Raw genomic sequence first — 19,453 nt, forward strand, 5'->3', positions numbered from 1 at the left:
CATGATGTTGAGTAAGAAAAACAGCGAGGCGCTGGAAAACTTCAGCGAAAAGCTGGAGGTCGAAGGTCGTAGCCTTTGGCAGGACGCCCGCCGTCGTTTTATGCATAACCGTGCCGCCGTTGCCAGCCTGGTCGTGCTGGTGCTTATCGCGCTGTTCGTAACCCTGGCACCAATGCTCTCTCAGTTCACCTATTTCGATACGGACTGGGGCATGATGTCCAGCGCGCCGGATATGGAATCCGGGCACTATTTCGGCACCGACTCCTCCGGGCGTGATTTGCTGGTGCGTGTGGCGATTGGCGGCCGTATCTCCCTGATGGTTGGCATCGCGGCGGCGCTGGTGGCGGTGATTGTCGGCACGCTTTACGGCTCGCTTTCCGGTTACCTCGGCGGGAAAGTGGACTCCGTGATGATGCGTCTGCTAGAAATCCTGAACTCCTTCCCGTTCATGTTCTTCGTCATTCTGCTGGTGACCTTCTTTGGTCAAAATATCCTGCTAATCTTCGTGGCGATCGGGATGGTGTCCTGGCTGGATATGGCGCGTATTGTGCGCGGCCAGACGCTGAGCCTCAAACGTAAGGAGTTTATCGAAGCCGCACAGGTTGGCGGCGTTTCTACCGCCAATATTGTGGTGCGTCATATCGTTCCTAACGTGCTGGGCGTGGTGGTGGTATACGCCTCTCTGCTGGTGCCAAGTATGATCCTGTTTGAATCTTTCCTGAGCTTCCTGGGATTAGGTACGCAGGAGCCGTTGAGTAGCTGGGGCGCTCTGTTAAGTGATGGCGCAAACTCCATGGAAGTGTCACCGTGGTTACTGCTGTATCCGGCGGGCTTCCTGGTCGTCACCCTGTTCTGTTTCAACTTTATCGGCGATGGCCTGCGTGATGCCCTCGACCCGAAAGACCGTTAAGGAGCGCCGTCATGACCATTATTGAAACGGCAACCGCGCCACAGGCGCAACAGCGGACCAGCGCACTGCTGGACGTTAAAGACCTCCGCGTGACGTTTAAAACCCCCGACGGTGATGTTACTGCCGTTAACGATCTCAACTTCGACCTGCGTGCCGGTGAAACGCTGGGCATTGTGGGCGAATCCGGTTCCGGTAAATCCCAGACCGCATTCGCGCTGATGGGCCTGCTGGCGTCAAACGGCGTGATCGGCGGTTCGGCGACGTTTAACGGGAAAGAGATCCTGAATTTGCCGGAACATGAGCTGAACAAGCTGCGCGCCGAGCAGATTTCAATGATTTTCCAGGATCCGATGACGTCCCTGAACCCCTATATGCGGGTGGGTGAACAGCTGATGGAAGTGCTGATGCTCCACAAGGGGCTGGGTAAAGCCGAAGCGTTTGAAGAGTCCGTCAAAATGCTGGATGCGGTGAAAATGCCTGAAGCACGCAAGCGCATGCGCATGTATCCGCACGAGTTCTCCGGCGGTATGCGCCAGCGCGTTATGATCGCGATGGCATTGCTTTGCCGGCCAAAACTGCTGATCGCTGATGAACCAACCACCGCCCTGGATGTAACCGTCCAGGCGCAGATCATGACGTTGCTGAACGAGCTGAAGCGCGAGTTCAACACCGCCATCATCATGATCACCCACGATTTAGGCGTCGTTGCCGGGATCTGCGACAAAGTGTTAGTCATGTATGCAGGCCGCACGATGGAATACGGTAATGCCCGCGATGTGTTCTACCAGCCAGCCCATCCGTACTCTATCGGGCTGCTGAATGCCGTTCCGCGTCTTGATGCGGAAGGGGAGTCGCTGCTGACTATCCCGGGTAACCCGCCTAACCTGCTGCGTCTGCCAAAAGGCTGCCCGTTCCAGCCGCGTTGTCCGCATGCGATGGAAATCTGTAACAGCGCACCGCCGCTGGAAGCGTTTGCCCCAGGCCGTCTGCGTGCCTGCTTTAAGCCGCTGGAGGAGCTGGTATGAACGCGATCGACGAAAAAAGAAATGTGCTGCTCGAAATCGCTGACCTGAAGGTCCATTTCGATATCAAAGACGGTAAACAGTGGTTCTGGCAGCCTGCCAAAACCCTGAAAGCGGTGGATGGCGTCACGCTACGCCTGTACGAAGGCGAGACCCTGGGCGTGGTAGGCGAATCCGGCTGCGGCAAATCGACGTTTGCGCGTGCGATCATCGGCCTGGTGAAGGCCACCGACGGGAAAGTGGCCTGGCTTGGCAAAGATCTGCTGGGGATGAAGCCGGATGAATGGCGCGACGTGCGCAGCGACATCCAGATGATTTTCCAGGATCCACTTGCGTCCCTGAACCCGCGTATGACCATTGGCGAAATCATTGCCGAGCCGCTGCGCACCTATCATCCGAAGATGCCGCGCCAGGAAATTCGCGATCGGGTGAAAGCGATGATGCTCAAGGTGGGTCTGCTGCCTAACCTCATCAACCGCTACCCACACGAGTTTTCCGGCGGTCAGTGCCAGCGTATCGGTATCGCACGCGCGTTGATCCTTGAACCAAAACTGATTATCTGTGATGAGCCGGTTTCGGCGCTGGACGTTTCCATCCAGGCCCAGGTGGTTAACCTGCTACAAAAACTGCAACGGGAAATGGGGCTGTCGCTGATCTTCATCGCCCACGATCTGGCGGTGGTAAAACACATTTCGGACCGTGTGCTGGTCATGTATCTGGGCCACGCCGTGGAGCTGGGCACGTATGATGAGGTGTACCACAATCCTCTGCACCCTTATACCAAAGCGCTGATGTCTGCGGTTCCCGTTCCGGACCCCGATCTGGAAAAAAATAAAACCATTCAGCTTCTGGAAGGTGAACTGCCTTCGCCAATCAACCCGCCTTCAGGCTGCGTATTCCGTACTCGATGCCCAATAGCCGGGCCAGAATGTGCAAAAACACGGCCGGTTCTGGAGGGCAGTTTCCGACATGCGGTTTCCTGCCTGAAAGTAGACCCGTTATAATCGCAAGGGCTGACATGATGTCAGCCCTTATTTTTCGAGGTTAATGTGTCGCGATTATTCACGTCGGCCCGTCAGCGGCTGTATCACCTTTTATTTGATCCTGAAACGGTTTCCGGTCGCCGCTTCGAAGGTCTGTGTGGTTTATTTGCGCTGATTAGCGTCATTATTATCTTTATCGAATCCGGCGCCGGAACGCAGTACCACATGACGTATGAGGAGTGGCACGTTTTCGTCTGGCTGGAATTGATTGTCACGCTGGTGTTTACTGCGGAATATGTGCTGAGGGTCATTAGCTGGCCAAATCCGGCGAAATACGTTTTCAGCTTCTGGGGATTTATTGATTTAGCCACCATCCTGCCGCTGTATGTCATGTGGCTGTGGCCTGAGATCAGCCTGAATTATGTGTTTGCCTGGCGTGCAATGCGGGCGATTCGTGTGTTACGGATTCTCAAACTGCTGCGCTTTATGCCGTCGCTGCGGGTTTTTTGGGTTGCCATTGTCAGCGCCCGCCACCAGCTGATTCTCTTCTATTCGTTTATTGCTATCGTGATGATCGTTTTTGGCTCCCTGATGTATTTAATCGAAGGGCCGAAATACGGGTTTACCACGCTTAATGCGTCTGTTTACTGGGCTATCGTCACGGTGACCACCGTGGGCTATGGCGATATTACCCCGCATACGCCGCTCGGACGTATTGTGGCATCGGTTCTTATCCTGATCGGCTATTCTGTGATAGCGATTCCGACGGGGTTAATTACCACCCATATGAGCAGCGCCTTCCAGAACAGCAAGCAGCAACGCAAATGTCCGAATTGTCAGCAGGGGAATCATGAACCCGGCGCGCGGTTTTGTCACCGCTGTGGAAATGCCTTACCGGATTAAATAAAAAAGGCTGCGCGGGCAGCCTTTTTTATTATTCGCGCCAGAGGATATGGCACAGTTTGTGATCTTTCTCGCGGCACAGCAGGACGCGGGCAAAGATGTCGTTAATTTCTCCGCCGTCTTCATCTGCCAGGCCAATCACCACCTCGGCGAAGAAGTCCGGGTTGAGATCAAAATCGACATGTTCGGCCCAGTCTTCAGCCGGATCGAACAGCTCAGCACCGCCACGCTCTTCAAATTGCAGGTTGAAAAGAATGACGTCAGCAGGGTCGAGATTATCGACCGCCAGCTCGAGAAAAATATCGTAGGCCTGTTCGAGCGTTTCGTCTTCGGTCAGGCGATTGTTCAGATCCATTTCCATGATGACTACCTGTTAAACATCGTTGGGCACGTTTTACAGCAACGGACTAAAGAAGTAAAACAGTCGTTCGGCAATTCGCTGCCACAGCGGACGTTTCGCCCACAGTCTGGCGTCCAGCAGGCGTGAGCGGGAGATATAATCGTCCTGAACCGCTGCCAGATCGCCACCGAACCCGGCGTCATCAATGACCAGCGTAATTTCAAAATTCAGCCACAGACTGCGCATATCGAGGTTGACGGTACCCACCAGGCTCAGCTCTCCGTCCACCAGCACGCTCTTGGTGTGTAACAGCCCGCCTTCGAACTGATAAATTTTAACGCCTGCGGCCAGCAGCTCACTAAAGAACGCGCGGCTTGCCCATCCCACCAGAAGCGAATCGTTCTTGCGCGGCATAATAATGCTCACATCCACTCCGCGCTGTGCCGCTGTACAGATGGCATGCAGAAGGTCGTCGCTGGGAACGAAATAGGGCGTGGTCATGATCAGATATTCCCGCGCGGAGTACGCGGCGGTCAGCAGTGCCTGATGGATCAGATCTTCCGGGAAGCCAGGACCGGAGGCGATAGTGTGGATAGTGTGCCCGCTGGCTTCCTCAAACGGCATGATATTGCCATCCGGCGGCGGGGGAAGAATGCGTTTACCGGTTTCAATTTCCCAGTCGCAGGAGTAGACGATGCCCATTGAGGTCGCGATCGGTCCCTCCATCCGTGCCATCAAATCGATCCATTGCCCCACGCCGGAATCCTGCTTGAAGAAGCGGGGGTCAACCATGTTCATGCTGCCGGTGTAGGCGATGTAGTTATCGATCAGAACCATTTTCCGGTGCTGGCGGAGATCCATGCGGCGCAGAAAGACGCGGAAAAGATTCACTTTTAGCGCCTCGACCACCTCTATACCGGCGTTGCGCATCATGCCTGCCCACGGGCTACGGAAAAAGGCCACGCTGCCGGCGGAGTCCAGCATCAGGCGGCAGTGGATACCGCGACGTGCAGCGGCCATTAGCGATTCGGCGACCTGGTCCGCCATGCCGCCCGGCTGCCAGATATAAAACACCATCTCGATATTATGCCGGGCGAGCTGGATATCACGGATCAGCGCCTGCATCACATCATCAGAAGAGGTCATCAGTTGCAGCTGATTGCCTTTTACCCCAGCAATCCCCTGGCGGCGTTCGCACAGCTTGAACAGAGATGCGGCCACGCTACTGTTCTCTTCAGCGAAGATATGCTTGCAGGCTTTAAGGTCGGCAAGCCATTTCGCCGTGGAGGGCCACATGGCGCGGGCGCGTTCGGCGCGGCGTTTACCCAGATGAAGTTCACCGAAAGAGAGATAGGCGATGATGCCCACCAGCGGCAGAATATAGATAATCAGAAGCCAGGCCATGGCGGAAGGTACCGCTCTGCGTTTCATCAGAATGCGCAACGTCACCCCGGCAATTAACAGCCAGTATCCTAAAATGACCAGCCAACTCACCACGGTGTAGAAGGTTGTCATAAATAAAAAATCCTTTTGAAAGCGTATTGTTATGAGTTTACGCATCAGGATTCATCTGGCAAATAAAAACGGCAGATAAAAGCGCTGGTTTGCCGCCTGCTTAGGCATATAATGGCATCTCTGTTAGAGAAAGAGTTGTAGACATGAAGCGCAGTAGAACTGAAGTTGGGCGCTGGCGCATGTTGCGACAGGTGAGTCGTCGTAAGGCTCGTTGGCTGGAAGCACAATCCCGCCGCAATATGCGTATCCACGCCATCAGAAAATGTGGCCTGAACAGACACCGTAACGCGCTGTTGTTCGCGGTCCAGGACATCTGAAAAGCATGAAGGGCACCGTAAAGGTGCCCATTAAACATCCAGGCTATCAATTTTTGCAGTCTCTTCCCATCTGCTTTCCGCGATATACTAACTTCCAATAACGTCATGATATTAAAAGATGAATCCTTATCTCTGGATTTTTATTGTACTTTTGGCGCTGGATGCGCTCAGGGAAGATTTAGGACTTTCGTCATTTTCCTCATTGGCAGATTATGTTTTCGCATGGGGAATACATTTTTATTAAAGGAAAAAAGGATGAACGGAAAAGTAATGGCAGCACTCTTTGGGATTGCGATATTAAGCGGTTGTGCCAGCAGCAAAACCTCACCCGAACGGCACGCGTTTTATTTCGTGTCGCATCAGTCCAGCTTTACTGGCGGCAACTACACCTCCAGCGTGCAGAAAAATTATCAGCTGAACGTGGCGCAGTTCCGCGAGCTTTATGCCCGTGGCAAAGCTGACCGCGCGGAAGGGCGGACTGAGGCTGAAGCCAGTGAATACGCGCAAAGCATTCGCGATCAGCTAAAAGAAAATGCGAAGTCGCAGGAACTGTTCGCAGGCAACGCGAAGGATAAATGGTCTTCGGACATGGACAGTAAAGACGCCCTATTATTTGGTAACGAACTGGCCGCGACTTATCTTGATGGCTATAACGGCGTACAATAGCGCAACTGATTCAGGGGATACCGTAATTACCGGTATCCCCGCTGTTTTTGAGCGAAAGGAGTGAGACGTGTTTGCGGAGTTTGGTGTACTGAATTTCTGGACCTATGTTGTCGGCGCATTTTTTATCGTGCTGGTTCCAGGACCGAACACCTTGTTTGTGCTGAAAACAGGGATTGGCCACGGCGTTAAGAAAGGCTATCTGGCAGCCACCGGTGTGTTTATTGGTGATGCCGTGCTGATGTTTCTGGCCTGGGCGGGCGTCGCCGCGTTGATCCAGACCACTCCGGTTTTATTTAATATTGTCCGCTATCTGGGCGCGTTTTATCTGCTGTGGCTGGGCGGAAAAATGCTCTGGTCCGTTATGACGCGTCAAAAAAATGCGCACGAAAGTAGCGCCGAACCGGCAAGCGCAATCCTTAAGCGTTCGCTGGTGCTGAGCCTGACGAACCCGAAAGCGATTCTCTTTTACGTGTCGTTCTTCGTGCAGTTCATTGATGTCAATGCGAAGAATACCGGCACGTCGTTCCTGATCCTCGCCACAACGCTTGAGCTGATCAGCTTCATGTACATGAGCTTCCTGATTTTCTCAGGCGCGTTTGTCACGCGTTACCTCAAAACCAAAAAGAAACTGGCGAAGCTGGGGAACGGGCTGATAGGTCTGCTGTTTGTCGGATTTGCGGCGAGGCTGGCGTCGCTGCACTGAATGAAGAAAAGGCTCCCGAGGGAGCCTTTCGTTTCAGAATACTTTTTTATACGGACGAACCGTGACTTTCTCGTACACGCCGGCTGCGACGTACGGGTCTGCTTCTGCCCAGGCCTGCGCGGCTTCCAGAGATTCAAACTCGGCAATCACCGTGGAGCCGGTAAAACCCGCCGCGCCCGGATCGTTGCTGTCAACGGCAGGCATCGGGCCTGCGGTCAGCAACCGACCTTCATCCTGTAGCAACTGTAAACGCGCCAGATGAGCAGGGCGAACGGAAAGACGTTTTTCCAGAGAATCAGGTACATCTTCAGCGTAAATCACGTAAAGCACGGCAAAGCTCCTTAACCGGTAAAAGTGACAATTACGTTATGTGAAAGCACAAATGACTGCAATGTAAAGATAATAACAATGTTAAAACCCTGATCTGGATGCCCCTTTTTTGCCCTCATGTACGCTTAAATTGCGCCAGGACAAAGTGTCTTATTGAATATGATTGCTATTTGCATTTAAAATCGAGGTTCGGTTTTTTAACGTTGATGATTATGACTTCGATGACCCTTGATTTACCTCGCCGCTTTCCATGGCCGACGCTGCTTTCCGTCGTTATTCACGGTGCTGTCGTGGCGGGTCTGCTCTATACCTCGGTTCATCAGGTTATTGAAATGCCGGCGCCAGCGCAGCCAATTTCTGTGACCATGGTATCGCCTGCGGATCTTGAGCCGCCGCAGGTTGCGCCGCCGCCGCCACAGCCCGTTGTTGAACCCGAGCCGGAGCCAGAGCCCGAGCCGGTTCCTGAACCGCCGAAAGAAGCACCGGTAGTGATCCATAAGCCGGAGCCGAAACCTAAGCCGAAGCCAAAACCCAAGCCGGTCAAAAAGGTGGAAGAGCGTCCGAAACGCGAAGTGCGTCCGGTTGAGCCACGCGCCACGCAGCCGGTTGAAAATGCCGCCCCGTCACGTCCGCTGATGAATAACACCACGACCGCGACAAAACCGACGGTAACGGCGCCCGCGGGCCCGCGCGCGCTGAGCCGTAACCAGCCGCAGTACCCGGCACGTGCTCAGGCGTTACGTATTGAAGGGCGTGTACGGGTGAAATTCGACGTTACGGCCGATGGACGTGTCGATAACGTGGAAATCCTGTCCGCACAGCCGGCGAATATGTTTGAACGCGAAGTTAAATCGGCCATGCGCAGGTGGCGCTATGAAGCCGGTAAACCCGGCAATGGGTTGATTGTGAACATTGTCTTCCGCCTGAACGGCGGGGCACAGATGGAATAAAAGAAGCCTCCGCAAGGAGGCTTTTTTTTACCTGAGGATCAGCTCCGTGGGAGCTGGCGGGGCTTACCGTCGCTATCCACCGCCACATAGATAAATAATGCCTCCGTCGCCTTATAGCGCTGACCAATCGGCTCAGAAGAGACTTTTTTCACCCATACTTCAATGTTGATGGAGACAGACGTATTGCCGCGTTTTACGCAGCGTGCGTAACAGCACACCACGTCCCCCACCGCGACAGGGCGCAGGAAGGTCATGCCATCGACCCGGACTGTCACCACGCGCCCGTGTGCAATCTCTTTTGCCAGGATTGCACCGCCCATATCCATCTGCGACATCAACCAGCCACCAAAAATATCGCCATTGGCATTCGTATCCGCAGGCATTGCCAGTGTGCGTAAAACCAGTTCGCCCTGTGGGGCGTCATTTGTTGTCATTGTTTTAAACTCGTAACTGAAGACTTCAGGCGGGATGCTACTATGATTTCTGGCTGGAGAGAATAGGGTTAGCGCCCGCAGAGCAGGCGCCAGAGGGTCAGAAGGACAGGGTCACGCCGGCGTAATACGCACGGCCTGGTTCGTTATAGGTCGATGCACCGTCATTTTCTCGATAAATCTGCTTATCAAAGAGGTTGCTGATCCCGGCATTCAGTCGGAGATCTTTTGTCAGTTGATAGTTACTACCGATCCCAACGATGGAATAGGCGCCAATCTCTTTATCTGACATCGCATTCTGCTCTTTGCGGATTTCAGCATTTTCTCTTGGCTTCTGGCGGCCATACATCGTCCAGTTAAGGTTCGCTGAAAGTTTGCTGTTAACCTGCCAGTCGAGCATCGTGTTGACGGTATATTTTGGGATAATCGACAGAGGGTTGCCGGTGTCCTTACTTTCAGACTGAATCATATACGTCGCATTGGTGCGCCAGGTTAGCGTGTCGCGGATAACCGGGACGGTGAGGTTGCCTTCCAGCCCCTCAACAACAGCCTTTCCTCCGTTCTGCCACTGAAGGATATTTGCGCCGCTGCTTGTCTGGCCCAGCACGTCCGTTCCCGAAACAATCTTGTTTTTGTAATCGTTGCGGAACCAGGTTATGCCAGCCTCGTAGCCTTCCAGCGCAAAGGCCAGGCCAATCTCTTTGTTCACGCTGATTTCAGGATCCAGATCCGGGTTACCTAACAGGTAACAGCTTCCTTCGGAAACGTTATTCGGGCAGCCATTGCCGCGCGTGGAAAGCAGATAGCCTTCGCTGGATTGATACAGGTTTGGCGCTTTAAATACCCGAGCGATACCCGCTTTAACCTTGAACATGTCACCCAAATCCTGAGAGAGGTTCAGGCTAGGACTCCAGTTGCTGCCAAACTGATTGTGATAATCAAAGCGGAGCCCTGGGATCAGGTTGGTGCCCTGGCGCGCTTCAATATTGTCCTCAAGATAGATGCCAGTGAGGTCAGCGCTGTTTTTGCTGTTGCGCTCAGAAGCCGTACCGGGAACGCCGTTAATCACTTCTCCCGACACATTTGTCGCCTGCATTGAGGCCGGATCGTTCAGTTCATCACGGTTCCATTCTGCACCCACGGTTAGCGTCTGTTCGACCAGCCAGAAGAAAGGCATGTTCAGTTCACCCGTTGAACGGTATGACTCCAGCCGGCTGGTATCGTATTTATCGCTATTGATCATCCCCTCAACTTTGCCCGTAGAGCCTTCTTCCAGGCGGGTGTTGTTGGTCTTTTCATAATAAACACCGAACTTTGACTGACCCCAGTCCCAGATGCCGTTGTGCGTAATGCCATAAGACTGGCGGTACATTCGGTTCGTTTCGTGTCCATACAGGGACGACACCAGACCGTCAGGGCTGACGTTGCTGTTGCTGTATTGAGTATCACCCGCGTACATATTGCCCTGGCGGCTGTAGCTGTAGTCGAAATCGATAATCTGCTGTGGCGTGAGTTTCCAGGAGAGCAGGGCATTAATGTCCTTGTTGCGCACGCCTTCACGTCCGGCGGCGTAAGAGCCGTTTTGCGCGGTGTTGATGTCCTGAGCATCTGCGTCAGTTTTGTTGATATTCCCGTACAGACGCATCGTTAACGCATCGCCCGCAAGGGGGCCGCTCAGATCAAAATTAGCGCGTTTCGTCGCTCCCTCTTTATCATTTTCAGGCTGGTTAGTGTACAGGGAGAGCGAGCCGTGCCAGTCGTTGGTCGGGCGTTTGGTAATGATGTTGACGACGCCGCCGGCCGCCCCCGAACCATAGCGGGCGGCAGCAGGTCCCCGGAGCACTTCAATGCGCTCAACCATCTCTGGCGGAACCCAGTTGGTATCCCCGCGGGTGTCGCGCTCCCCGCGCCAGCTGTAGCGCACCGAGTTACGTGACGTCACCGGCACACCGTCAATCAGAATCAGCGTGTTCTCCGGCCCCATACCGCGGATGTCGATCTGGCGGTTGTTACCGCGGCTGCCTGTCGCGCTGTTTCCGGTGAGGTTAACCCCGGGCATTTTGCGAATAATTTCTGAAAGATCGTTAACCGGTGGATCCTTTTCTATGTCCTTTGCCGTGATGATGGAAACCCCCGGCTGTTGCTTCAGCGCCTCTTCAGCGGTGGCCTGAACAACCATTGTTTCACCATCGGCGAGAGGATCTTCCGCTGCGTGTGCGCTCTGATAAAGCGTTGAAAGAATGGCGAGCGTAAGTGTAGCCGGGGCAAATCTTATTATGTTATTCATCAACTCATTTCCATTTGTTAAAAATGCGATGACGAATATTAATGATAGTCATTCTCATTACAATAAAGTGACAGCAAACTCCATAAAATCTTCATGATTCAGACATTTTCGCAGGAAGGGTGTAGAGAAAAGAGAAGGCGGGAAAAGAGGCCAGACCGCGTGGCGATCTGGCCAGAAGGATCAGTGCTTGTCATCCTGCGGCATGTGGCGATAAATATAAACGCCGCTGAGCAGGGTGAAGATAAGAGTCAGCGCCGTCAGGCCAAACACCTTGAAGTTGACCCAGATATTCTGCGGCAGCCAGAATGCGATATAGATATTCGCCAGACCACACAGAATAAAAAATAGCGCCCAGGCGATATTTAGACGCCCCCACACAGCCTGTGGCAGGGTCAGTTCTTTCCCCAGCATGCGCTGGATCAGCGGCTTCTTCATCACCCACTGGCTGATGAGGAGTGCGCCCGCAAACAGGCCGTAAATCACCGTGACCTTCCATTTGATAAATTCATCATTGTGGAAGAACAACGTCAGACCTCCAAACACCGCCACCATCAGGAAGGTGATGAGCGCCATCTTTTCAACTTTGCGATAGCGAACCCAGCTGTAAATCAGCACCACAGCCGTTGCCACAATCAGCGCCAGCGTGCCGGCATAAATGTCGTACAGCTTATAAAAAGCGAAAAATACGATCAGCGGTAAAAAATCAAGAAACTGCTTCATTCTGCGATCCCAGTTACTGACGAATTAACATGTACAGGCGGAACAAATAGACCAGCAGCACGGCTGAAATCAGATTGCTCAGCGTATTGGCGACAACCGCTCCGACGTTTGGCGTTAACACCGCAAAATTCGGCGCAAACAGCAACAGCAGAGTTTTGGCCAGCAGCCAGCTGATAACGGCCGGGGCGACCAGTCGCATATTGGCCCATGCGAGCCTGATGCTGCTGCGCATGGCGGTGAAAATGCCCATTTTGTCCTGCACAACCATTACTGGCGCGAATGAAAGCACGATAGCCAGCAGCACGCCCGGAACGACAACCAACATTATCCCCATCTGGACCAGCAGCGTGGTCAGGAAGATGAGGATAAACAGTTTTGGCAGCACCGGAGCGCTGGCCCCGATTGCACGTAACGCGCTGACGCGTTGGCCGGCAGACACCAGCTGGATCATCAGCAACACGCCACCCGCCAGAATGGCGTTGCCAATCAGGCCCGAGAAGGTAGATGCCGCAGATGCGCGCAGCAAGATTTGCTGTTGCTCTGGCGTCATATTCTGCACAAGGTCAAACAACCCTGCGCTGCCTGCAAGATTTTCCCCCTGGCTCAGCGTGGCAATCTGTTCATCACTGGGTGAGAACGCATGACCCAGCACCACCGTAATAAAGGCGCACAACAACGCGATCAGTAAAAAGGTAATGAACTGATTGCGGAAAAAATTTCCCGTGTCACGGTAGACAGACTTCGCCGTGATAGACATGCACTCTCCTTGAGTATTGCAGGTGTTAATTAGCCGGCAATTGTACACCGGATAACACGCTGGTGGCAGCATCAAGGCTTGTATGGAAAAGCATATCTTTGTAAAGCGGCGGTAATCCATAGCGGGCGCGGGCGCGATTGCATGCCTCATTGACCTGCCCATCCTCTCCCGACATCGCGAAAGTGCGACACGGGCTGGGGCGATCCGCGTAAATGGAACAGCGGGTGGATACCCCAGGCTCACCTTGCAGTGCCACACAGCGGCTCTGTTTTTGGTTGGTGCCGCGCATACAGCGCAGAAAAGGGGTTAAGGGTTCAGTGAGATCAACCGGAACGGTGCCGCCGCCATCGCTGGCTTCAGCCCAGTAGAACGAGACTCGAAAATACGCACAACAGGCTCCGCACGTCATGCACGAGTTATGATCACTCATGGCACACCTGCAAAAGTAGAACGCATCAAATCACATTGTGAGAGCGATAAATTATCCAGCCGCTACAGGAAGCGCAAGAGAGGGAAAACAGAAAATTTTGTAACCATGAAATGCCAAAAATTGACGCGGTAACAACTTATTGCTTTATGAGGCGTCACCAAAAATTAACCTAGATCAATGAATGTTAACTTACTGGTTTTAATGTGATCTGTGTTAGATCACTTATTACTCATTTGTGAGTATATTCTCCTCCGCAATTAAAACCACAACGATGGAGCGGATATGAAAAAATTAGCGGTGGCAGCCCTTATCTTAAGCAGTCTCTCTGGCGGCGCGTACGCGCATGAAGCAGGCGAATTCTTTATTCGTGCCGGTTCGGCAACGGTGCGTCCAACGGAAGGGTCCGATAATGTACTGGGTATGGGCGGGTTTAACGTCAGCAATAACACCCAGTTAGGCCTGACGTTTACGTATATGGCAACGGATAACGTTGGCGTCGAGCTTTTAGCCGCCACGCCATTCCGTCACCGCGTCGGTTTAGGACCGACCGGGGACATTGCCACGGTTCACCATTTGCCACCAACGCTGATGGCGCAGTGGTACTTCGGCGATTCCAGCAGCAAGGTGCGCCCTTATATTGGTGCAGGCGTTAACTACACCACCTTCTTTGATGAGAAATTTAACGATACCGGTAAAAAGGCCGGGCTCTCCGATCTCAGCCTGAAAGACTCGTGGGGTATGGCGGGGCAGGTTGGTCTGGATTATCTGATTAACCGTGACTGGCTGATCAACGCCTCGGTCTGGTATATGGACATTGATACGGACGTGCGCTTTAAAGCTGGCGGGCAGCAGCAAAGTATCAATACCCGACTGGATCCGTGGGTATTTATGTTCTCAGCAGGCTATCGTTTCTGACAGAAGATATATCCCCTGTCAGCCGGTGATTGCTGTATGGTGGTTGTTCCATACACCTGGCTGGAGGGGATATCCCCAACATCAAATTTGAGTGTCCGGTTTGTGCAGGTAAACAGTTTCAGTTCACGACGTTCAGCCCAGCACATAGCCTACCTCACGGTGCTATCTGTTCCGTTTGCGGAACACGTCTCACCATTCATTCATGCCTGCCGAAGCTCAGACGACGACGGTGGCCAAAGCCAGTAAACTAGAAAAGGCCTCTGAGAGGCCTTTTTAGATCGTGAAGTCACTTCTGAATTAAATAACGAATGGTTGGTCCGTCCTGCTGGATATCCAGCACGGTATAGCCGTGATTTTTGGCATCAAGAGGAATGTTATTGATCGACTGGGGGCAATCGCTCACCACTTCCAGAATTTCACCTTTCTTTAGCTGCGGTAGCGCTTCAAGCGTGGCGACGGCCGGGTAAGGGCAAGGTTCACCCACCATATCGAGACGATAATCAGGCACGATCTCTTTCATGCGGCATTCTCCTGAGTTTCAGTTTTGGCGGTGGCGCGTCGGAAGAAGCGCTTCTCTTGTGCAACAACCAGTAAGAAGGCGATAAGCAGCAGGGCATAGGTCACCAGGAGCCCCCCGAGTGGACCAAAGGTATTCAGCAGGTTGACCTTGTCCCAGTTTGTTGCCAGTACCGGAGAGACGTCATCCCAGTAGTAGGCCAGAATGGTAGAGCCAATCACGTTACCCAGACCCACCCACCAGTAATGCACCTGGCCTTCCACAGCGCGATACATCCAGCCGGTTTCACACCCGCCCGCCAGCACGATGCCAAAACCAAACAGCAGCCCGCCAATGACGGCATTTGGGCCCGCCCACATGATTTTCGGTTCCACGCCGAGCTGAACGTAGCTGAAGATGCCGATCGCGCTCACGGCCATACCGGCAATGATCGCCTTCGCCATCATGGTTCGTCCGGTGATCCACATATCGCGAAACGCGGAGGTAAAGCAGATCTGCGCGCGTTCAATCAGCAGACCAAAACCGACGCCGAACAGCATGGCCAGGCCGAGTTTTGGCTGATTCATCGCCGTGCAAATCGCCCAGGCAACCATGGCAAAAAAGACCAGCATACCGAGGCGGAAGCGACGACGCGCCTGATCGGGTTTTTGCGTTAACGGAGAGGCAGCGCTAACTTTCGTCATTTTCACCGGAATGCGGAACAGTGGCAGCAGGGTGAATTTAGCACCGAAGTAGGAGCCGATGGCGGTGGCGACGGCAAAGAACCAGGCATGCAGCGAGAACTGCGGAATACCGGTAAAGAACGCGGCCAGATTACAGCCCATCGCAAGGCGGGCGCCAAACCCGGCAATGATGCCGCCGACCACGGCCTGCATAATGCGGATGCGGCTTTTCGGCATGCGCAACTTAACGTTGTTGGCCCACAGCGCGGCCGCAAAACAGCCGCCGAACATGCCAATGATCATCATCCCGTCGATGCGGGTCAGCGGTGTGCCCTCAAGATGGATCAGTTTGAAGTAGCCCCACTCTTCGGCATGGACACCTGCCAGCTGTAATAGCTGCCCACCCCAGCGGGTAAACTCGCCCGTAACAGCCCAGAAGGTGCCGGTAATACCGAAATAATAAGTAGAGAGAATGCCTGCCGCGATAACGGCCGGAACAGGTGACCAGAACTTAACCAGGTAAGTCTGTTTGAAGGAATGCCATGACATGAATAACCTCTGAACTCAGAAGGGTAACGCTAAAAAGAGCCCAGATCATACGCTTACGCGAAAGTTTGGAAAGTCATTCACACCGAAAATATCGACAGGATCAATTTTGACCTGCTTCTTTCAGGAAGAGAGAAGGGAAAACCGCCTGACGCCGGGGCCAGACGGTGTTAACGGTTACGCCTTGCGCGTGGCCGCTTTCATGGATGTGACGAATGCGTGTAACTCAGCCAGCATCTGCTCTGGCTTATCCACGTTCTTCTCGATAATTTTCACGATAGCCGAACCGGAAATGGCTCCGGCGGCTTTCGCGTCAATCGCCGCAGTAACCTGATCCGGTGAGGAAATGCCAAAGCCCTGAAGCGGCGGTGCAGCATGGTATTCTGCCAGCTTCTCCACCAGATGATGCAGCGGCAGCGCGGCTTTGTTTTCCGCACCGGTGACGCCCGCACGGGAGAGCAGGTAGGTGTAACCTCGTCCGTAAGAGGCAATCTGGCGCAACAGATCGTCATCGGCATTCGGTGGACAGATGAAAATCGGCGCGACGTTGTGGCGCATTGCCGCCTGACGGAATGGCGCAGACTCTTCAACGGGCACGTCAGCCACCAGCACGGAGTCAACGCCCACGCGGGCGCACTCTGCGTAAAACGCATCAATACCGCGGCTGAACACCAGGTTGGCGTACATCAGCAGGCCGATCGGAATGGTCGGGTGCTTCTGACGGATCGCCGCCAGCATTTCAAAGCACTGGCTCGGCGTCACGCCCGCGGCAAACGCGCGTAGCGTTGCGTTCTGAATGGTCGGGCCATCCGCCAGCGGATCGGAGAACGGAATACCGAGCTCCAGCGCGTCGGCACCGGCATCAATCAGGGTGTCGATAATCTTCAGCGACTGCTTCGGGCCGGGGTCGCCCAGCGTCACGAAGGGAACGAAGGCGCCTTCCTGGCGAGCTTTCAGTTGTGCAAATGCGTTGTCGTAGCGTTCCATCAGATTTCCCCTCGTGCTTTCAGAATATCGTGAACGGTGAAGATATCTTTGTCACCGCGACCGGAAAGGTTTACCACCAGCAGCTGCTCTTTTTCCGGGTTTTCCTTCATCATTTTCAGCGCGTGCGCCAGCGCGTGGGAAGACTCCAGCGCCGGGATGATCCCTTCATTGCGGCACAGCGTTTTGAAGGCCTCCAGCGCTTCGTCATCGGTGATGGAGACATAATCCGCGCGGCCGGTGCTGTTCAGGAACGCGTGCTGCGGCCCTACGGACGGAAAATCCAGCCCGGCAGAGATTGAGTAAGACTCTTCAATCTGCCCTTCATCGGTCTGCATCATCGGGGCCTTCATGCCGAAGTAGATCCCCACGCGGCCATGCTTCAGCGGCGCACCATGCTCGCCCGTTTCAATGCCGTGGCCGGCAGGCTCAACGCCAATCAGCCCAACGCTGGTTTCGTCGATAAAATCGGCAAACATGCCGATGGCGTTAGATCCGCCGCCAACGCAGGCGATCACCGCATCCGGCAGGCGACCCTCTTTTTCGAGGATCTGCGCTTTAGTCTCTTCGCCGATCATGCGCTGGAATTCACGCACGATGGTCGGGAACGGGTGCGGGCCCGCGGCGGTACCGAGCATGTAGTGGGCGGTTTCGTAGCTGCCAGACCAGTCGCGCAGCGCTTCATTACAGGCATCTTTCAGCGTGGCAGAACCGCTGTGCACCGGGATCACTTCCGCCCCCATCAGACGCATACGGAACACGTTTGGCGACTGGCGCTCAACGTCCTTCGCCCCCATGTAAATGCGGCATTTCAGACCGAGCAGGGCGCTGGCGAGCGCTGAGGCCACACCGTGCTGCCCCGCGCCGGTTTCGGCGATGATTTCGGTTTTACCCATCCGCTTCGCGAGCAGCGCCTGGCCAAGCACCTGGTTAGTTTTATGCGCGCCACCGTGCAGCAGATCTTCACGCTTAAGATACAGCGTAGTTTTAGTGCCTTCGGTCAGGTTGCGGCACTTTGTCAGCGCCGTCGGACGACCGGCGTAGTTTTTCAGCAGGTCAGTAAACTCCGCCTGAAACGCCGGATCTTTCTGTGCGCTCACGAACGCTTCTTCCAGCTGGCGCAGCGCGGGCATCAGGATTTGTGGGACATACATCCCACCGAACTCACCAAAATACGGGTTAAGTAATGTCGTCATCTTCTCTTCCTTAATATGCACGCAGAGTTTTAAATACCGATGCCAGCTTGCTGGCGTCTTTAATGCCCGGTTGGGACTCTACGCCTGAATTGAAATCGAGGCCGGCGCAGCCGGTTTTGGCCGCTTCCACACAGTTATCGGGGCTTAATCCCCCTGCCAGCAGGACATTGTCCAGCACTTCGCCACGCAGCAGTGACCAGTCAAAACGCTGCCCCGTGCCGCCCTGGCCGTTGTCGAGCACGTATTTATCAACATGCTTCAGGTTACGCGCGGGCAGGGTGGCGCCAACGCTTTGCGCTTTCCAGATCTGAACCTGAGGCGCCAGAACATGTCGCAGAGCATCGATGTACGCCTGATCTTCATCGCCGTGCAGCTGGACCGCTCTCAGGGATAACGCGTCCGCTTTTGCCGCAACGTCGTTAATATCCGCATTGCGGAACACGCCCACGTAGCTCAGTGGCGCAGCCGCGATCACCTTGCGCGCCTGTTCTTCATTTACTGCGCGAGGAGAGGACTCGACAAAGATTAGACCACCATAGATTGCGCCCGCTTCATATACGGCCTGCGCATCCTGTTCACGGGTCAGGCCGCAGACTTTGTTCTCACCCAACAGCACGCGGCGCACGGCCGCATTAAGATCGTCGTGTTCCATCATCGCGGAGCCGATCAGGAAACCGTTGGCAAAGTGGCTGAGTTCGCGCACCTGAGCGTAGCTGTTAATCCCGGATTCGCTGATCACCGTGACGCCCGCGCCCAGACGCGGCGCAAGCTGGCGCGTACGGTTGAGGTCAATCGACAGGTCGCGCAGGTCGCGGTTGTTAATGCCGACCACTTTGACTTCCAGCGCGATGGCGCGCTCCAGCTCCTCTTCGTTGCTCACTTCGGTCAGCACGCCCATATTCAGGCTGTGCGCGACGGCGGAGAGCTGGCGATACTGCTCGTCATCCAGAACGGAGAGCATCAGCAGGCAGGCATCTGCCTGGTAAAAGCGCGCCAGCCAGATCTGATACGGGTCGATAATAAAGTCTTTGCACAGAATCGGCTGCGGCGCGATGCCGCTGACAACGGGCAGAAAATCGAAGCTGCCCTGGAAATATTTCTCATCCGTCAGCACAGAAATGGCAGACGCATGATGCTTGTAGATACCGGCAATACGCGCCGGGTCGAAATCGTCGCGGATCACGCCTTTGGACGGAGACGCTTTTTTACACTCCAGAATAAACGCGGTACGCGCGCCCTGGAGCGCATCATAAAAACGACGGCTGCTCGGAACGACGTCATTCTGAAAACTGGCGAGCGGCTGCTGTTGCTTACGGGCTTCCACCCAGATGGCCTTATCGGCGACGATTTTCGCTAAAACGGTCTGCAT

Annotated in this window: 23 protein-coding genes; 10 read left to right on the top strand and 13 right to left on the bottom strand. The window is 54.4% G+C overall.

Translation table 11 applies throughout. The annotated features are described in order from the left end of the window. The first annotated feature begins 1 nt into the window (after position 1). Genes oppC through ACOTYH_RS07565 form a run of 4 tightly spaced genes read left to right on the top strand, consistent with a single transcriptional unit; the run spans position 2 to position 3,818 of the window. Positions 2–910 carry an oligopeptide ABC transporter permease OppC gene (oppC, locus tag ACOTYH_RS07550; RefSeq protein WP_003856740.1) on the top strand — a complete coding sequence of 303 codons (909 nt, stop codon included), beginning with the start codon at positions 2–4 and terminating at the stop codon, positions 908–910. 11 nt (positions 911–921) lie between these two features. Continuing rightward, a complete protein-coding gene (locus ACOTYH_RS07555) occupies positions 922–1,935 on the top strand; it encodes an ABC transporter ATP-binding protein (RefSeq protein WP_017384234.1) in 1,014 nt (337 codons plus the stop codon). After that, positions 1,932–2,936 (top strand): murein tripeptide/oligopeptide ABC transporter ATP-binding protein OppF, encoded by a 1,005-nt coding sequence (oppF, locus tag ACOTYH_RS07560; protein ID WP_017384233.1) that lies wholly within the window; start codon positions 1,932–1,934, stop codon positions 2,934–2,936. The genes ACOTYH_RS07555 and oppF overlap by 4 nt, the downstream gene beginning before the upstream one ends. A 45-nt stretch (positions 2,937–2,981) precedes the next feature. Further along, the gene (locus ACOTYH_RS07565; protein ID WP_003856745.1) at positions 2,982–3,818 is read left to right on the top strand and encodes an ion transporter; all 837 of its coding nucleotides are present in this window, start codon (positions 2,982–2,984) and stop codon (positions 3,816–3,818) included. 31 nt (positions 3,819–3,849) lie between these two features. On the opposite strand, the gene ACOTYH_RS07570 is transcribed toward ACOTYH_RS07565, so the two are convergent. Together ACOTYH_RS07570 and cls are read right to left on the bottom strand one after the other, a co-directional pair. Then, complete coding sequence (locus ACOTYH_RS07570) at positions 3,850–4,179, bottom strand: HI1450 family dsDNA-mimic protein (protein ID WP_003856748.1); 330 nt, start codon at positions 4,177–4,179, stop codon at positions 3,850–3,852. A gap of 33 nt (positions 4,180–4,212) precedes the next feature. Further along, positions 4,213–5,673 carry a cardiolipin synthase gene (gene cls, locus ACOTYH_RS07575; protein WP_003856750.1) on the bottom strand — a complete coding sequence of 487 codons (1,461 nt, stop codon included), beginning with the start codon at positions 5,671–5,673 and terminating at the stop codon, positions 4,213–4,215. A gap of 143 nt (positions 5,674–5,816) precedes the next feature. Here cls and ACOTYH_RS07580 point away from each other — a divergent pair, with 143 nt between their 5' ends. From ACOTYH_RS07580 to leuE, 4 genes are all read left to right on the top strand, one after another. Next, positions 5,817–5,990: a YciY family protein gene (locus ACOTYH_RS07580; RefSeq protein WP_017384232.1), complete on the top strand. Its 174-nt coding sequence runs from the start codon at positions 5,817–5,819 to the stop codon at positions 5,988–5,990. A 118-nt stretch (positions 5,991–6,108) separates the two neighbouring features. Then, positions 6,109–6,234, top strand: coding sequence for a KPN_01571 family protein (locus ACOTYH_RS07585; RefSeq protein ID WP_208971014.1), 126 nt, complete (start codon positions 6,109–6,111; stop codon positions 6,232–6,234). 11 nt (positions 6,235–6,245) lie between these two features. After that, the gene (locus ACOTYH_RS07590; protein WP_015570374.1) at positions 6,246–6,656 is read left to right on the top strand and encodes an Exc2 family lipoprotein; all 411 of its coding nucleotides are present in this window, start codon (positions 6,246–6,248) and stop codon (positions 6,654–6,656) included. 67 nt (positions 6,657–6,723) lie between these two features. Further along, complete coding sequence (gene leuE, locus ACOTYH_RS07595; protein ID WP_006810877.1) at positions 6,724–7,359, top strand: leucine efflux protein LeuE; 636 nt, start codon at positions 6,724–6,726, stop codon at positions 7,357–7,359. 33 nt (positions 7,360–7,392) lie between these two features. Here leuE and ACOTYH_RS07600 read toward each other — a convergent pair whose 3' ends face one another. After that, complete coding sequence (locus tag ACOTYH_RS07600; protein ID WP_003856755.1) at positions 7,393–7,689, bottom strand: YciI family protein; 297 nt, start codon at positions 7,687–7,689, stop codon at positions 7,393–7,395. 221 nt (positions 7,690–7,910) lie between these two features. Between ACOTYH_RS07600 and tonB the strand changes: the two genes are divergently transcribed. Continuing rightward, the gene (tonB, locus tag ACOTYH_RS07605; RefSeq protein WP_017384230.1) at positions 7,911–8,639 is read left to right on the top strand and encodes a TonB system transport protein TonB; all 729 of its coding nucleotides are present in this window, start codon (positions 7,911–7,913) and stop codon (positions 8,637–8,639) included. A gap of 38 nt (positions 8,640–8,677) precedes the next feature. On the opposite strand, the gene yciA is transcribed toward tonB, so the two are convergent. The 5 genes from yciA to ACOTYH_RS07630 all read right to left on the bottom strand — a co-directional run bounded on the left by yciA (position 8,678) and on the right by ACOTYH_RS07630 (position 13,264). After that, the gene (gene yciA, locus ACOTYH_RS07610; protein WP_003856759.1) at positions 8,678–9,073 is read right to left on the bottom strand and encodes an acyl-CoA thioester hydrolase YciA; all 396 of its coding nucleotides are present in this window, start codon (positions 9,071–9,073) and stop codon (positions 8,678–8,680) included. A gap of 97 nt (positions 9,074–9,170) precedes the next feature. Next, entirely contained in the window at positions 9,171–11,357 is a 2,187-nt protein-coding gene (locus tag ACOTYH_RS07615; RefSeq protein ID WP_421637651.1) for a TonB-dependent siderophore receptor, read from the bottom strand. 180 nt (positions 11,358–11,537) lie between these two features. Beyond that, positions 11,538–12,077, bottom strand: a complete 540-nt coding sequence (locus ACOTYH_RS07620; RefSeq protein WP_003856762.1) for a septation protein A — start codon at positions 12,075–12,077, stop codon at positions 11,538–11,540. A 13-nt stretch (positions 12,078–12,090) separates the two neighbouring features. Beyond that, a complete protein-coding gene (locus ACOTYH_RS07625; protein WP_015570376.1) occupies positions 12,091–12,834 on the bottom strand; it encodes a YciC family protein in 744 nt (247 codons plus the stop codon). Positions 12,835–12,859: 25 nt separating this feature from the next. Beyond that, positions 12,860–13,264 (bottom strand): YkgJ family cysteine cluster protein, encoded by a 405-nt coding sequence (locus ACOTYH_RS07630; protein WP_421637652.1) that lies wholly within the window; start codon positions 13,262–13,264, stop codon positions 12,860–12,862. A gap of 282 nt (positions 13,265–13,546) precedes the next feature. Here ACOTYH_RS07630 and ompW point away from each other — a divergent pair, with 282 nt between their 5' ends. After that, positions 13,547–14,179 (top strand): outer membrane protein OmpW, encoded by a 633-nt coding sequence (gene ompW, locus ACOTYH_RS07635; protein WP_023303840.1) that lies wholly within the window; start codon positions 13,547–13,549, stop codon positions 14,177–14,179. Positions 14,180–14,465: 286 nt separating this feature from the next. Here ompW and yedF read toward each other — a convergent pair whose 3' ends face one another. The 5 genes from yedF to trpCF form a co-directional block, all read right to left on the bottom strand. After that, positions 14,466–14,699, bottom strand: a complete 234-nt coding sequence (gene yedF / locus ACOTYH_RS07640; protein WP_003856774.1) for a sulfurtransferase-like selenium metabolism protein YedF — start codon at positions 14,697–14,699, stop codon at positions 14,466–14,468. Further along, positions 14,696–15,907 (bottom strand): selenium metabolism membrane protein YedE/FdhT, encoded by a 1,212-nt coding sequence (gene yedE, locus ACOTYH_RS07645; protein WP_023296721.1) that lies wholly within the window; start codon positions 15,905–15,907, stop codon positions 14,696–14,698. The genes yedF and yedE overlap by 4 nt, the downstream gene beginning before the upstream one ends. A gap of 174 nt (positions 15,908–16,081) precedes the next feature. Then, entirely contained in the window at positions 16,082–16,891 is an 810-nt protein-coding gene (trpA, locus tag ACOTYH_RS07650) for a tryptophan synthase subunit alpha (RefSeq protein WP_047062925.1), read from the bottom strand. Next, the gene (gene trpB, locus ACOTYH_RS07655) at positions 16,891–18,084 is read right to left on the bottom strand and encodes a tryptophan synthase subunit beta (protein WP_003856780.1); all 1,194 of its coding nucleotides are present in this window, start codon (positions 18,082–18,084) and stop codon (positions 16,891–16,893) included. Before trpB ends, trpA begins: the two co-directional genes overlap by 1 nt. 10 nt (positions 18,085–18,094) lie before the next feature. Further along, entirely contained in the window at positions 18,095–19,453 is a 1,359-nt protein-coding gene (trpCF, locus tag ACOTYH_RS07660) for a bifunctional indole-3-glycerol-phosphate synthase TrpC/phosphoribosylanthranilate isomerase TrpF (RefSeq protein ID WP_368536511.1), read from the bottom strand.

Origin of the sequence: Enterobacter cloacae complex sp. SHL001 (assembly GCF_049236825.1) — a bacterium.
Classification (GTDB): Bacteria; Pseudomonadota; Gammaproteobacteria; order Enterobacterales; family Enterobacteriaceae; genus Enterobacter; species Enterobacter hormaechei_C.